Consider the following 13,772-nt stretch of genomic DNA (forward strand, 5'->3'; position numbering starts at 1 on the left):
ATGGGCAAGCTGGACGGACGTGTCGTCCTCGTCACCGGCGCGGCGCGCGGGCAGGGCGAGCAGGAGGCCCGGCTGTTCCGGGAGGAGGGCGCCGAGGTCGTCGTGGGCGATGTGCTGGACGAGCAGGGGAAGGCGCTCGCCGAGGAGATCGGGGCGCTGTACGTCCACCTGGACGTGAGTCAGGAGTCCGACTGGCGGCACGCGGCACAGGCCGTCGTCGAGGAGTACGGCCGGGTCGACGGGCTCGTCAACAATGCCGGCATCCTGCGCTTCAACACCCTTCTCGACACCCCCCTCGACGAGTTCATGCAGGTCGTGAACGTCAACCAGGTCGGCTGCTTCCTCGGCATCAGGACCGTGGCGCCGGTCCTGTCCGACGGCGGCACGATCGTCAACACCGCCTCCTACACCGGGGTGACCGGGATGGCGGGCGTGGGCGCCTACGCGGCCTCCAAGCACGCGATCCTCGGGCTCACCCGGGTCGCCGCGCTGGAGCTGGCACCACGCGGTATCCGGGTCAACGCCATGTGCCCGGGTGCCGTGGACACCGCGATGTCCAACCCGGCGGTCCTGGACCCCTCGGCGGACGGCGAGGAGGCCTCCCGGGGGCTCGACCGGTTCTACCGCAAGGTCGTCCCGCTGGGCCGGATCGGGCGGCCGGAGGAGGTGGCGGCGCTCGCGCTCTTCCTGACCTCCGCCGACTCCTCGTACATCACAGGCCAGCCGTTCGTGATCGACGGCGGGTGGCTCGCCGGGGTCTCCGTCATCTGACGGGACATCTGACTGACCGTCAGCTATTGACGGTGCATGCGGCCGGTGCCACAGTCGGCGGCAGATCGACAATCTGACGGTGTGTCAGAAACAGGAGCGTCAGGACCAGACTGGGGACGGTGAACCTCCTTGGAATTCGGGCTCTTTGTACAGGGATACGTGGGCAAGCGCGCCGAGACCGACCCGCTCGCCGAGCACAAGGCGCTGATGGAGGAGACCGAGTACGTCATCCAGGCGGACCGGTCCGGCTTCAAGTACGCCTGGGCGTCCGAGCATCACTTCCTGGAGGAGTACTCGCACCTCTCCGCCAACGACGTGTTCCTCGGGTACCTCGCGCACGCGACCGAACGGATCCATCTCGGCTCCGGGATCTTCAACCCGCTCGCCCAGGTCAACCACCCCGTGAAGGTCGCCGAGAAGGTGGCCATGCTCGACCATCTCACCGAGAACCGCTTCGAGTTCGGCAGCGGGCGCGGGGCGGGGTCGCACGAGATCCTCGGGTTCATACCGGGCGTCACCGACATGAACTACACCAAGGAGATCTGGGAAGAGACCATCGCGGAGTTCCCCAAGATGTGGCTCCAGGACGAGTACGCCGGCTTCCAGGGCAAGCACTGGCAGCTGCCGCCCCGCAAGGTGCTGCCGAAGCCGTACGGGAAGTCGCACCCCGCGATGTGGTACGCCGCCGGGTCGCCGCCGTCGTACGCCATGGCGGCCAGGAAGGGGCTCGGGGTGCTCGGCTTCAGCGTGCAGAAGGTCTCCGACATGGAGTGGGTCCTCGAGCAGTACAAGACGGCGGTGGTCGACGCCGAGCCGATCGGGGACTTCGTCAACGACAACGTGATGGTGACGACGACGGCCATCTGCGCGCCGACGCACGCCGAGGCGATCGACATCGCCGTGCGCGGGGGCCTGCACTATCTGCCGTCCCTGGTGTTCCGGTACCACGACACCTTCCCGCGGCCCGAGGGCTTCCCGGTGTGGCCGGAAACCCTGCCCGAGTACACCGCGGAGTTCGTCGAGCTGCTCATCGAGGAGGAGCTGCTGATCTGCGGGGACCCGGACGAGGTGGTCCGGCAGTGCAAGCGGTGGGAGCAGGCCGGCGCGGACCAGCTGAGCTTCGGGCTGCCGGTGGGGGTGCCCAAGGAGGAGACGCTGCAGACGATCCGGCTCATCGGGGAGCACGTGATCCCGAAGATCGACACGGATCCCGTGCATCGGACCACGCGGTTCCGCGAATCTGCGTAAGGGGGTTCGGTTCCATGCTCGACCACCTCATCAAAGGGGCGACCGTCGTCGACGGCACGGGCGCCCCCGCCCGCACCGCCGACGTCGGCATCCGGGACGGCCGTATCGCCGTCATCGGGACCGTCACCGAGGAAGCCCGTACCAGCGAGGACGCTTCCGGGCTCGTCCTCGCCCCCGGGTTCGTCGACCCCCACACCCACTACGACGCCCAGCTGTTCTGGGACCCGTACGCGACGCCCTCCCTCAACCACGGCGTGACGACGGTCGCGGCCGGGAACTGCGGCTTCACCCTGGCGCCGCTGAACCCGGCCCGCCCGGACGACGCCGACTACACCCGCCGGATGATGTCCAAGGTCGAGGGGATGTCGTTGGTGGCGCTGGAGGAGGGGGCGCCCTGGAGCTGGAGTTCCTTCGGGGAGTATCTGGACGCCCTCGACGGGCGGATCGCCGTCAACGCCGGTTTCATGGTGGGGCATTGCGCGCTACGGCGATACGTCATGGGGCCGGAGGCCGTCGGCGGGCAGCCGTCCGACGCGCAACTCGACGCGATGCTGCGGCTGTTGCACGACGCCATGGACGCCGGTGCCTGGGGTTTGTCCACCACCCAGTCGTCCACGCACTCCGACGGCGACGGAAAGCCCGTGGCGTCCCGGCACGCGTTGCCCGCCGAGCTGCTGGCCCTGTCGCGGGCCGTCGGGGAGCACGAGGGGACGCAGATCGAGGCGATCGTCGCCGGGTGCCTCGACCAGTTCAGCGACGCGGAGATCGATCTCCTCGTGGAGATGAGCGCGGCGGCCGGCCGGCCCCTGAACTGGAACGTGCTGACCATCGACTCGTCCGTGCCGGAGCGGGTGCCGAGGCAGCTGTTCGCGAGCGAGCAGGCCCGGAAGGCGGGCGGCCGGGTGGTGGCGCTGACCATGCCGATCCTCACCCCGATGAACATGTCCCTGGGCACCTTCTGCGCGCTGAACCTGATCCCCGGCTGGGGACCGGTCCTCGCACTGCCCGTCCCCGAGCGGATCGAGAAGCTGCGCGACCCGGACGTACAGAAGGAACTGCTCAGGCACTCCGTGTCCAAGGAGGCGGGGGTCTTCCGGCGGCTGACCAACTTCGGGCGGTACGTCATCGGCGACACCTACAGCGAGGCGAACCGCGGGCTCAGCGGGCGGGTCGTGGAGGACATCGCGGCCGAGCGCGGGCAGGAGCCGTTCGCCGCGCTGGTCGAGATCTGCGCGGCCGACTCGTTGCGTACGGTCCTGTGGCCCATGCCCACCGACAACGACCCGGCGTCCTGGGCGATGCGTGCCGAGGCCTGGCAGCACGAGGACGTGCTCCTCGGCGGATCCGACGCGGGCGCGCACCTGGACCGCATGTGCGGGGCGCCGTACACGACCCGCTTCATCGGGGACTGTCTGCGCGGCCGGAAACTGGCGTCTCTGGAGCAGGCCGTGAAGATGCTCACCGACGATCCCGCACGGCTCTTCGGGCTGCGGGAGCGCGGGCGGATCGAGGAGGGCTTCCATGCGGACCTCGTGCTCTTCGACCCGGAACGGATCGCCGCGGGCACGGCCACCCTGGTGCACGACCTGCCGGGTGACAGTCCGCGGCTGGACTCCAAGGCCATCGGGGTACGGGCCGTATGGGTCAACGGGGTCGAGGCGATCCGGGACGACGTGGTGAGCGGGGCCGTACCCGGCCGGGTGCTGCGGTCCGGGCGGGACACACGGACGGTGAGCACCAGGTGAGTTCGCCGGAGGAGCAACGGCTGTTCGTCGGCGGCGAGTGGGTGGCGCCGGAGGGCGGGCACTACGCGGTCGTCGACCCGGCCACCGAGGAGACCGTCGGATGGGCTCCGGAGGCCTCGCGGGATCAGGTGCGCGCGGCCTGCGCCGCGGCCCGCGAGGCCTTCGGGCCGTGGTCACGCACGTCGGCGGGGGAGCGCGCGGCGATCCTCGCCCGCGCCGGTGACCTCATCCGCTCCCGCCTGGTGCCGTACGCCGAACTCGCCCGGGCCGAGACGGGGGCGACCACCGCCACGGCCCGCGCGATGCAGGTCGGCGTCGCCGCCGCCCGCTTCCGGCGGTACGCGCAGGTCGAGCCCGCCGAGTGGGCGATCCCGCCGCAGATCAACGAGGCCGGGCCGATGGGGAAGGCCGCGGTGATGGGCGCGCTGGCCGTCCGGCAGCCCGTGGGGGTCGTCACCTGCATCACGTCGTACAACAACCCCTGGGCGAACCCATCGGGCAAGATCGCCCCCGCGCTCGCCATGGGCAACACGGTGGTCGTGAAGCCCGCCCCGCAGGACCCCCTCTCCGTCTACCGCATGGCGGAGGCGCTGGAGGCCGCCGGGGTTCCGCGCGGGGTCGTGAACGTGGTGAGCGGCCGCTCGGTGGAGGTCGGTGAGGCCGCGGTCGACTCCCCGGACGTCGACATGGTCAGCTTCACCGGCTCCACGGCGGTCGGACAGCGGATCGGCGAGGTGTGCGGGCGGTCCATGAAGCGGCAGTTGATGGAGTTGGGCGGGAAGGGAGCGGCGGTCGTCTTCGAGGACGCGGATCTCGGGTCGGCCGTGGCCGGGATCGGGACCACCTTCTCCTTCTACAGCGGACAGATCTGCACGGCACCGACGCGGGTACTGGTGCAGCGAGGGGTCTACGAGCGACTCGTCGAGCAAATGGCCTCTTATGCGGGCAGGTTGAAGGTGGGGGACCCCCGAGAGGCCGGGACGGTCGTAGGGCCGGTGATCTCGGCGGCGCACCGGGAGCGGGTGGAGTCGTACGTCGAACTCGGCCGCAAGGAAGGCGCTTCCGTCATCGTGGGCGGTGAACGGCCCGCCTCGGAGCGGGGTTTCTACGTCGCCCCCACCCTGCTCGCCGACTGCGGCCCGCAGATGAGGGTGGTCCGCGAGGAGATCTTCGGCCCGGTCGTGACCGTGACGCCCTTCGACGATGAGGAGGAGGGCATCGCGCTCGCCAACGACAGCGACTACGGCCTCATCGACTACGTCTGGTCGGCGGACGTGGCCCGCGCCTTCCGTGTGGCGCGGCGACTACGGGCCGGGGGAGTCGGGGTCAACACGGTCGGCCGCAACATGGAGGCGCCGTTCGGAGGCTTCCGCAGCAGCGGGGTCGGACGGGACTGCGGCTCGTACGCGCTGCACGCCTACAGCGAGGTGCAGTCGATCGTCTGGCCGGGGTGAGGCGGCGCGGCTTCTCCGGACCGGGTTCGGCCAACTGGCCGGTAACCCTCGGGCGGGCCCGTAGAGTCCCGGACCGGGGACGGCGACATCGATGTCGCCGTACTGAAAACCAGTCAAGAACCCTTCCGGAGAACTGACTTGAAGCTCACCAAGCGTCTCGCGCTGACCACTGCGGCTCTTGCCGCCGCGACCGCCTTCCTGGGGACCACCGCCGGTAACGCGGCCCCCGCCGATGCCGCGCCGAAGCCCGTGAAGGCCCCCGCGGCCCTCCAGGTGCCCGACGGCAACAAGCTGACGGGCGTCTACCCGGCCCGGGGCGTGCAGACCTACACCTGCACCGACGGGGCCTGGAAGCTCCTGGAGCCGGCCGCCACCCTGTCGGACCGCAGAGGCCGCACGGTCGCCCTGCACTCCCGTGGCCCCGTCTGGGTCTCCACGGTGGACGGCAGCGCGGTGAACGCCGCGGTGCTCGCCAGCTCCCCGAAGACCGGCACCATCCCCGAGCTCCTGCTCCAGGCCACGGCGACCCGGGGCACGGGCGTCTTCGGAGGCGTCTCCTACATACAGCGCCTGAACACCACCGGCGGCGTCGCCCCGGCCACCGCCTGCACCGGCACGGACCAGGTGAGCGTGGCGTACACCGCGACGTACGCCTTCTACAAGCCGGCGAAGTGACGCGGGGGAGTCTCTGAGCGGGGCGGCGGCGGCTTCCGCTGGAGCGGGGCCGCCGCCGTGCCGCATGCTCATGTGCTCCCGGTCCTCACAGGAACTCGCTCCGGTAGGCCGAGGCCAACTCGGCCGCGCGGCGGCGGCGCTCCGCGAGCTCGCTCTCCGACAGGTGCGGCGGCGGCGCGTCCTTGCCCGCGACGACATCGCCGATGCGCGTGAAGTACTCGTCCTGGCCGGCCGGGGTGCACATGCACAGCATGCGGGCCGGCGCACCCGAGGCGTTGCGGAAGTTGTGCGGGGCGTTGGCCGGGATATTGACCGTGGACCCGGCCCGTACCGTGTGCTTCTCGCCCCGGAAGGTGAACTCGATCTCGCCCTCGAGGACCGTGAACATCTCCTCGAAGTCGTGCCGGTGCGGCGGCGGGCCGCCGCCGTCGGGGACGCGCATGTCGATCAGGCAGTACCGGCCGTCGGTCTGCTCTCCGGTGACCAGCATGGCGTACGTGTTGCCCACCAGAGAGATGTACGTCGTACCGGGATCGTCGGGGTCCGCCACCGTCAGGGAGCGGGACGGGTCGTCGTCGGGGATCATCGTGGTCGTCTCCTTGAGAAGGTCAGAGGTCAGAGGTCAGGCGGCAGGCGCGACGATGACGACCTTGCCGTGCAGCTCGCCCGTGGCGGCCCGGGTGTGGACTGCCGGCAGTTCCGCCAGCGGCACCCGCTGCGCCACGTCGACCCGTAGCTCGCCGGAGTCGACCATCGCGACCAGCCGCGACAGCTGGTCGGCGTCGCTGTTGACGAACAGGTCGATGCCGCGCACGCCGCGTGATTCGTCGCTGGGCGCGGGCATCCACACCGTGGTGTTCACCAGCACTCCACCGGAACGGATCACGGTGAGCAGCGCGGCCAGCCGCGCCGGGTCGATCGGCGCGAGGTTGAGCACGACGTCGACCGGCTCGGTCACCGCCGCGGTCACCTCGCCGGCGGTGTGGTCGACGACCTCGTCGGCACCCGCCGTCTTGACCTGCTGGCTGCTGCGCGGGCCGGCCGTGGCGATCACGTACGCACCGGCGTTCTTGGCCAGCTGCACGGCGTAGCCGCCGACCGCGCCGCCCGCACCGTTGATGAGCACGCGCTGCCCCGGCACCAGCTTCGCGTGATCGAACAGGGCCTGCCAGGCGGTGAGACCCACCACCGGCAGCGCGGCGGCATCGGGCAGCGGGATGCTCCGGGGCGCCGGCGTCAGAATCCCGGCCGGGGCCACCACGTACTCGGCGGCCGCGCCGGTGCCAGCCATCGGCAGGAAGCCGACCACCTGATCGCCGATCTCGAGGCCGGACACGCCCTCACCCAGCGCGTCGACCGTGCCGGAGACGTCGATGCCGGGAGTGTGCGGCAACGTCACCGGGATGGGACCCTGCATGAAGCCCCCGCGGATGTTGCCGTCGACACCGTTGAACGAGGTCGCGGCCACCCGGACCAGAACCTGACCGGCGCCGGGCACGGGCTGCTCGACGTCCTCGTAGCGCAGGACGCTCGGGTCGCCGTACTCGTGGAAACGCACTGCCTTCATGGGAAGTCCTTTCGAAGCACTGTTGGGTCATGCCATGCCTGACCGCCCACGGCGGGCAGGAGCTGGAGCTTTTCGTGGCTGGGTGAGCCGGGTGTGGCGGAGAAGACGAGCAGTTCCTGGGCCTGGTCGGGGTCGATCAGGCGCTGGCAGTACAGCTCCAGTTCGCCCAGCTCGGGATGGCGGTAGCGCTTGAGGTCGTTGTGGTGGGTGACGTCCACCTCGTGCAACCGCCAGACCTCGGCGAACTCGGCGCTGGTGGCCAGGAGCGCCGCGACGATCTCGCCGGCCCGGCCCTGCGGGTCCGCGGTGTACGCCGCGCGGAGGTCGACGGTGAAGACCCTGCCCCGCAGGGCGTGGTCCTCGACGGGGTAGAGCTCGCGTTGCGCCGGGTCGGTGAACCAGCGGTAGACCAGGTAGCGGGACATTCCGCTGAAGCGGGTGTAGTCGCCCAGCAGAGCGATGGCCGGGCGGGTCTGCAGCAGCGTCTCGTTGAACCGGGACATCACCAACGCCGGTGTGTCCGCGAGCCGTTCGACGATGCGCATCATGGTGGGGCTGACGTGATCCTCGCGCAGGACCCGACGTGGCGCCGAGTGCCCGGCGAGGTCGAAGAGGTGGTCGCGCTCGCTCAGGCTCAGGTGCAGTCCCCGGGCGAGCCCGGCGAGCACCTGCTCGGAGGGCATCGGACCGCGCTGTTGCTCGATCCGGCTGTAGTAGTCGACCGACATCCCGGCCAGTGCGGCGACCTCCTCGCGCCGCAGCCCGCCGGTACGACGCCGTGGCCCGCGGGGAAGCCCCACATCCTCCGGCTGCAGCACCTCCCGGCGTGCCCGGAGGAAGTCGGCCAGCAGCGCCCGTTCCATCTCGACCTCCCGTGTTCGACTGACCCAGCGTGGCGTGAGTCGGAACCCGGATGAAGGCATGACTTATCCACGGACAAGTTGTCCGTGGCAGAGCGGGCGGGGCAGGTGGAGATGAACGCGGACTAGTCCCGCACGGCGGACAGGAGCTGAAGCTTCTCGTAGCTGGGGGTGCCGGGCGTGGCGGAGAAGACGAGCAGTTCCTGGGCCTGGTCGGGGTCGACCAGGCGCTGGCAGTAGAGCTCCAGTTCGCCCAGCTCGGGATGGCGGTAGCGCTTGAGGTCGTTGTGGTGGGTGACGTCGACCTCGTGCAACCGCCAGACCTCGGCGAATTCCGGACTGGCCGCCAGCAGCGCGGTGACGATCTCGCCGGCCGTTCCCTCGGGATCCGCCGTGTACGCCGCCCGGATCTCCGAGGTGAAGACCCTGCCTCGCAGGTCGTGGTCCTCGACGGGGTAGAGCTCGCGTTGCGCCGGGTCGGTGAACCAGCGGTAGACCAGGTAGCGGGACATTCCGCTGAAGCGGGTGTAGTCGCCCAGCAGAGCGATCGCCGGTTGGTTCTGCAGCAGCGTCTCGTTGAACCGGGACATCACCAACGCCGGTGTGTCCGCGAGCCGTTCGACGATGCGCATCATGGTGGGGCTGACGTGATCCTCGCGCAGGTGCCGTCGTGGCGCCGAGTGCCCGGCGAGGTCGAAGAGGTGGTCGCGCTCGCTCAGGCTCAGGTGCAGTCCCCGGGCGATCCCGGCGAGCACCTGTTCGGAGGGCATCGGACCGCGCTGCTGCTCGATCCGGCTGTAGTAGTCGACCGACATGCCGGCCAGTGCGGCGACCTCCTCGCGCCGCAGCCCGCCGGTACGACGCCGAGGACCGCGGGGAAGCCCCACATCCTCCGGCTGCAGCACCTCCCGGCGTGCCCGGAGGAAGTCGGCCAGCAACGCCCGGTCCATCGCTATCTCATCCTCCGCGAACGAGACACATGCCGAGGGACTGTCCGGTCGGCGAGATCCACGGTATCCCTTCAGCTGTCCAGATCCACCCGCACGGTCAACTGGCCGACCCCTACGGCCCGTACGGCCGCGCTGTTCATCAGGGGCAGCGAGCGCAGTCGTACGGCGGTGTCGTCGTCCGGCATCAGATGAGCGGTCCCGGTGTGCCACCGCCCCCTGATGCGCACCCGCACCCGCGGATCGGCCTTGATGTTGCGGACGTACTGCGACCGCTCGCCGAACTCGGAGACCAGCCAGAAGGACCCGCCGACCCGCTTGCCGCCCACAGGCGTCCTGCGGGGCAGGCCCGAGGTGCGGCCGGTGGTCTCCAGGACGGTCTGGAGCGGCAGTCGGCGCATGATCGGGTTGAAGCGGCGCTGGAGGGCCGTGACGGCGCGGTACTTGCGCTCGGGGTCGCGGGACATGGGTGGTGAGACTCCTGTCTCTGGTGTCCTCTCCGGTCTTCCGTAACCTGACCGGCGGCCTCGATGATCTCAGGGTGCGGCCGGGTGGACGAAGGGTGTCGGCGATGCGCGTGGTGACCTGGAACCTGTGGTGGCGCTTCGGCCCGTGGCAGGAACGCCAGAAGGCGATCCTGGCGGTGCTGCGGGAGCTGCGGCCGGATGTGGTGGGCCTGCAGGAGGTGTGGTCGGCGGGTTCCGAGAACCTCGCGCAGTGGCTGGCCGACGAGCTCGGCCTGCACTGGGCGTGGGCCCCGTCGCCCGCCTCGGAGCGCTGGCAGCGGCGGATCGGCGACCCCGGGGTGGAAGTCGGCAACGCGGTACTGAGCCGCTGGCCGGTGATCGACGAGGCCGTCCTGCGGCTGCCGGCCCCCGAGTCGCTGGACGACGGCCGCCTCGCCTTCCACACCCGGCTGGCCGGCCCGTCGTACGAGATCCCCTTCTTCACCACCCACCTCAGCTCGGCCCCCACCGCGTCGGCGATCCGCTGCCAACAGGTCACGGCGCTGGCGGAGTTCGTGGCGGCGCACCGGTCGGGCACCGACTTCCCGCCCGTCGTCACCGGCGACTTCAACGCCTGGCCCGACTCCGACGAGGTCCGCCTCTTCGGCGGCTACAAGACGGCCCCGGCCGCCCCGGACCAACTCTTCCTGGACGCCTGGGAGTACGCGGACCCCACGGCCCCCTCCGCGACCTGGGACCCGGCGAACCCGTACGTCCGCTTGGACCCTCCGGTCCGCATCGACTACATCCACGTGGGCCCGCCGGGGGCGAGGGGGTTGGGCCATGTCAGGGACGTCCGCCGGGCGGGCGACGGTCCCGTGGACGGCGTCTGGCCGTCGGACCACCTGGCGGTGGTGGCGGACCTGGCGGACGGGTCAGAGTGACTTCAGCAGGGCGGCGAAGGCGCCGTGGCTGACGGTGACGATGGTTTGGGCGGCGTCGGAGTCCGTGATGTGCACGTTGTGGGGGTCGGTGGATATATGGACGCAGGCCTCGCCCTCTTGGCAGTAGGACGACTTCCGCCAGGTGCTGGTGGGCATTTCGGCTCCTTCAGAGATTCTGGATGATGGAGTGGATCAGATCGCGGGACTTCGCGGGACTGAGGGCGATGCCCTCCACGACGTCCAGGAGGCGCCGGTACTTCTCCAGATGCGCCTCGGCATCGATGAGCATCGGACCGTGGAACTGGTCCAACTGCACGGTGTCCAGCGGCGTTACCGGTCCGCAGAGGTAGTTGATCGACTGGCCCGACCCGGGGAACGCCCCGACGTCGAAGGGGAGTACACGAAGGGTGATGTGCTCCCGCAGGCTCATGTCGATCAGATGCCGAAGCTGATCGCGTGAGACCCGGCGGCCGCCGACCAGCATGTGCAGGGCGGCTTCGTGAATCACCGTGCTGTACGGATTCGGGTTTGTCCGGAACACGAAGTCCTGCCGCTTGATCCGGTGCGAGACACGGTGCTCGACCTCCGGCGGCGTCGGGGTCGGGATCGCCTGGCTGAAGATCTCCCGGGCGTGCTCGGCGGTCTGGAGCATGCCGGGGATGTGGGCGGTGAAGGCGGTGCGGACGGCCGTGGCGTGGTGTTCCAGCTCGGCCAGGGAGAGAAGCCCTGAGGGCAGTACCTCGCGATACGCGTCCCACCACCAGCCACGGGACTTCTCGGCCGCCATGTCGGCGAGGGCGTCGACGTAGGGCTGGTTTGTGCAGGAGTACAGCGCGGCCATCGCCCGCACGCGCTCGGGGCTCACGCCGAAACGGGCGGACTCCACGTTGCTGAGTTGACCCGAACTCGTGCCGAGCAACTGTGCGGCCTCGGTCGAGGTCAGACCGGCCCGCTCGCGGAGTTTGCGCAGCTCCGTCGCGAGTCGGACGCGTCGGGCCGTAGGCGCGGGCCGGGGTGTCATGGGTGCTCCTCCTACCGGGCGGCCAGCGGGTTTGTCACCCACACGAGGGAGAAGACACCGAGATCCTTCGAAGTACCGCAAAGCACCTTTGCGAACCCTCTATCGTCATGTTCAGGCGCCGCTCCACCTGGAAGCGCACCGTGGGACGCCAGGGCGGAGACACCAGGCATCTGTCCAACTCCCCTCAGTGACCGGAGACTTCCGATGGCCACCGTATCCCCGTCGTGGAACTACACCCTGCATCTCCCGCACGATCCACGCGCACCGGGTATCGCCAGGGGTGCCTTGCGGCTGACCCTGGCCGCACACGACCTCCCCGACCTGACCCCCACCGCGGAGCTGCTCGCGGCCGAGTTGCTGGCGAACGCGCACTGCCACACGAAGGGGCCGTACGCCTTCCGCCTCCTGTCACCGTCCCCGGGGCGGGTACGGGTGGCGGTCTGGGACACCGACCCCCGCGTCCCACCCGGCTTCACGACCGACAAGCCGCCCGCCGCCCCGGACGCCGAGAACGGCCGCGGCCTGCACCTGGTACGAGCCTGCGCGGACGCGACCGGCGTCTCGGTACTGCGGCAACTGGGCGCGTCGAAGGGCGGGAAGCTGCTGTGGGCGGAGTGCGGGGTGCCGGGGTGGTGAGCAGGGTCATACTGAGAGGTGGAGCGACCGCTGTTCACCAGGAGCCGACCATGAGCGCACAGCCCGAGCACGGCTGGGGAGCGATGCCTCTCCCGGAGATCCGGACCGTGGACGACCTGCGCAGCGCGCTCAGCCGCTACGGTTTCCCCGGCGACCGGGAGCGTTTCGAGACCGAGCTCGCGGCAGCCATAGGGGCCTCGCCGACCAACGACTTCGCGGGCGCCGCCGCGGTCGTCCGGGCCTATCGCCACCGGGTCCTGATCAGGAACTCGCCCGAGATCATGACAGCCCTGGAAGACGCCCGTGGTGGAGGCGGCCGTACGTGAACGAGATCCCGCTGGAAGAGGCCGAGCCTGCGAGGAAGGCGTTCGGTGATCTGACGGAAGGGGAGCGGGAGGTGGTCCGCGAGGCACTGGCTGCCATCGCCCGCGACCCGGCCATCGGCCGAGAGGTCCCAGGCTGGCGCCCGCCGTCGGTGGAGTACACCTACACGACGCCTCTTGCCTCTGACTCGGCCGAGGCGATCACGGTCGTGTACACGCACACACCGGGCCTGGGGGTGACGATCGTTTATTACTTCCGTGATCCACAGGTAGTGGACTGAGACAGCTTTTCGGTTTCGGTTACCCCTTCGGGACCGTCCACTCCCTCGGTTCGTCCAAGCCGTCGGGCTGGTACAGCACGGACTCCCGGGCGCTTGGCGCTGGGGACGGTGAACACCAGCTTTCCCCGAGCACTCTTGCCGGCGGTCACTGTAACTTCGGTCGGAACCTCCGGCTTCGGAAAGTCGCCGTAGGTGGTGCCGGACGGGTTGATGCGGCTGCCGTCGCTGTAATACAGCGTCCAACTGGTCGTGTTGTCGGTGTACGAGCCTTTCGTGCCGCAGAGCTTCAGGTCCGCGTACGCCCAGACATAACCCGGCTCACCGGCCTCTTCGCTGGCTTTGCCGACTGAGGTGAACCCCTGTTTGTAGCTCAGCACGGTAAGGGTTCCTTCGAAGTGCTCGGCCGGGTCGATGTTGTTCAACTTCCAGGTGTTTCCGAAGGTGAAGGGCTTGGACGACGAGGGTGATGAGACCGGTGTCTCATCTGCTCCGGGTGTGGTGATGACGGTCTGCGCACTGGTGATTGTCGTGGTGGTCGTCGCCGAGGGCACCGCCTTGTCGGCACTGGAGTCGGCCGTGACCCCGATCAGCGCACCGGCGATGAGCCCGGCGAGGGCTGCGCCCGCATGGGTGAGGACGCTTCTACGAGTCGCGCGGTATGCGGCGGTTGAACGATGTCGGTGCGGGCCTGGGTGTGCAGGTGCCCGTCAGGAGGTCCCGACGGGGTCGGGCTGTTCATGGCTTCAGCGAGCGACCGTCAGGCTGTTCGCGCACTCCGGGTCTGTTGGGCCGGGGCAGTAGTCCATAGGCCGAATCAGTCGGCCCCTGTGTCGGCTGTCCCTCAGGTGCTCTGA

At 69.8% G+C, this 13,772-nt stretch carries 17 protein-coding genes; 9 read left to right on the top strand and 8 right to left on the bottom strand.

Annotation, left to right across the window (positions count from 1 at the left end; translation table 11 throughout):
- From BFN33_RS33060 to BFN33_RS33080, 5 genes are all read left to right on the top strand, one after another.
- On the top strand, window positions 1-771 hold the full coding sequence (locus BFN33_RS33060) for an SDR family NAD(P)-dependent oxidoreductase (RefSeq protein WP_069763861.1): 771 nt from the start codon (window positions 1-3) through the stop codon (window positions 769-771).
- Between the two features lie 129 nt (window positions 772-900).
- Complete coding sequence (locus BFN33_RS33065; protein ID WP_079141125.1) at window positions 901-2,019, top strand: LLM class flavin-dependent oxidoreductase; 1,119 nt, start codon at window positions 901-903, stop codon at window positions 2,017-2,019.
- Window positions 2,020-2,033: 14 nt separating this feature from the next.
- Complete coding sequence (locus BFN33_RS33070) at window positions 2,034-3,764, top strand: amidohydrolase family protein (protein WP_069763862.1); 1,731 nt, start codon at window positions 2,034-2,036, stop codon at window positions 3,762-3,764.
- A gap of 20 nt (window positions 3,765-3,784) precedes the next feature.
- Window positions 3,785-5,218 carry an aldehyde dehydrogenase family protein gene (locus BFN33_RS33075; RefSeq protein WP_069764092.1) on the top strand — a complete coding sequence of 478 codons (1,434 nt, stop codon included), beginning with the start codon at window positions 3,785-3,787 and terminating at the stop codon, window positions 5,216-5,218.
- 138 nt (window positions 5,219-5,356) lie between these two features.
- Window positions 5,357-5,893 carry a DUF3455 domain-containing protein gene (locus BFN33_RS33080; RefSeq protein ID WP_069763863.1) on the top strand — a complete coding sequence of 179 codons (537 nt, stop codon included), beginning with the start codon at window positions 5,357-5,359 and terminating at the stop codon, window positions 5,891-5,893.
- Window positions 5,894-5,978: 85 nt separating this feature from the next.
- Here BFN33_RS33080 and BFN33_RS33085 read toward each other — a convergent pair whose 3' ends face one another.
- The 5 genes from BFN33_RS33085 to BFN33_RS33105 all read right to left on the bottom strand — a co-directional run bounded on the left by BFN33_RS33085 (window position 5,979) and on the right by BFN33_RS33105 (window position 9,734).
- Window positions 5,979-6,479 carry a cupin domain-containing protein gene (locus tag BFN33_RS33085; protein ID WP_069763864.1) on the bottom strand — a complete coding sequence of 167 codons (501 nt, stop codon included), beginning with the start codon at window positions 6,477-6,479 and terminating at the stop codon, window positions 5,979-5,981.
- Window positions 6,480-6,515: 36 nt separating this feature from the next.
- Entirely contained in the window at window positions 6,516-7,460 is a 945-nt protein-coding gene (locus tag BFN33_RS33090; protein ID WP_069763865.1) for an NADP-dependent oxidoreductase, read from the bottom strand.
- Window positions 7,457-8,323: a helix-turn-helix transcriptional regulator gene (locus BFN33_RS33095; RefSeq protein ID WP_069763866.1), complete on the bottom strand. Its 867-nt coding sequence runs from the start codon at window positions 8,321-8,323 to the stop codon at window positions 7,457-7,459. The genes BFN33_RS33090 and BFN33_RS33095 overlap by 4 nt, the downstream gene beginning before the upstream one ends.
- Before the next feature lie 122 nt (window positions 8,324-8,445).
- Complete coding sequence (locus BFN33_RS33100; RefSeq protein ID WP_069763867.1) at window positions 8,446-9,270, bottom strand: helix-turn-helix transcriptional regulator; 825 nt, start codon at window positions 9,268-9,270, stop codon at window positions 8,446-8,448.
- Window positions 9,271-9,341: 71 nt separating this feature from the next.
- A complete protein-coding gene (locus BFN33_RS33105) occupies window positions 9,342-9,734 on the bottom strand; it encodes a nitroreductase/quinone reductase family protein (protein WP_069763868.1) in 393 nt (130 codons plus the stop codon).
- 104 nt (window positions 9,735-9,838) lie between these two features.
- Here BFN33_RS33105 and BFN33_RS33110 point away from each other — a divergent pair, with 104 nt between their 5' ends.
- Window positions 9,839-10,657 carry an endonuclease/exonuclease/phosphatase family protein gene (locus BFN33_RS33110; protein ID WP_176742523.1) on the top strand — a complete coding sequence of 273 codons (819 nt, stop codon included), beginning with the start codon at window positions 9,839-9,841 and terminating at the stop codon, window positions 10,655-10,657.
- Here BFN33_RS33110 and BFN33_RS33115 read toward each other — a convergent pair.
- Together BFN33_RS33115 and BFN33_RS33120 are read right to left on the bottom strand one after the other, a co-directional pair.
- Entirely contained in the window at window positions 10,649-10,813 is a 165-nt protein-coding gene (locus tag BFN33_RS33115) for a DUF397 domain-containing protein (RefSeq protein WP_069763870.1), read from the bottom strand. The two genes, BFN33_RS33110 and BFN33_RS33115, sit on opposite strands and share 9 nt — an antisense overlap.
- A gap of 10 nt (window positions 10,814-10,823) precedes the next feature.
- Window positions 10,824-11,678, bottom strand: a complete 855-nt coding sequence (locus tag BFN33_RS33120; protein WP_069763871.1) for a helix-turn-helix transcriptional regulator — start codon at window positions 11,676-11,678, stop codon at window positions 10,824-10,826.
- A 204-nt stretch (window positions 11,679-11,882) separates the two neighbouring features.
- Here BFN33_RS33120 and BFN33_RS33125 point away from each other — a divergent pair, with 204 nt between their 5' ends.
- From BFN33_RS33125 to BFN33_RS33135, 3 genes are read left to right on the top strand one after another with little or no spacing between them, the layout of a single operon-like run.
- Complete coding sequence (locus BFN33_RS33125) at window positions 11,883-12,314, top strand: ATP-binding protein (protein ID WP_069763872.1); 432 nt, start codon at window positions 11,883-11,885, stop codon at window positions 12,312-12,314.
- 50 nt (window positions 12,315-12,364) lie between these two features.
- Window positions 12,365-12,640, top strand: coding sequence for a hypothetical protein (locus BFN33_RS33130; RefSeq protein ID WP_079141127.1), 276 nt, complete (start codon window positions 12,365-12,367; stop codon window positions 12,638-12,640).
- The gene (locus BFN33_RS33135; protein ID WP_069763873.1) at window positions 12,637-12,918 is read left to right on the top strand and encodes a hypothetical protein; all 282 of its coding nucleotides are present in this window, start codon (window positions 12,637-12,639) and stop codon (window positions 12,916-12,918) included. The genes BFN33_RS33130 and BFN33_RS33135 overlap by 4 nt, the downstream gene beginning before the upstream one ends.
- On the opposite strand, the gene BFN33_RS52750 is transcribed toward BFN33_RS33135, so the two are convergent.
- Window positions 12,888-13,469, bottom strand: coding sequence for a DUF4352 domain-containing protein (locus tag BFN33_RS52750; protein ID WP_141758016.1), 582 nt, complete (start codon window positions 13,467-13,469; stop codon window positions 12,888-12,890). The genes BFN33_RS33135 and BFN33_RS52750 overlap by 31 nt on opposite strands.
- Window positions 13,470-13,772: the final 303 nt, after the last annotated feature.

It is taken from the genome of Streptomyces sp. LUP47B (assembly GCF_001746295.1).
Lineage (GTDB): Bacteria > Actinomycetota > Actinomycetes > Streptomycetales > Streptomycetaceae > Streptomyces.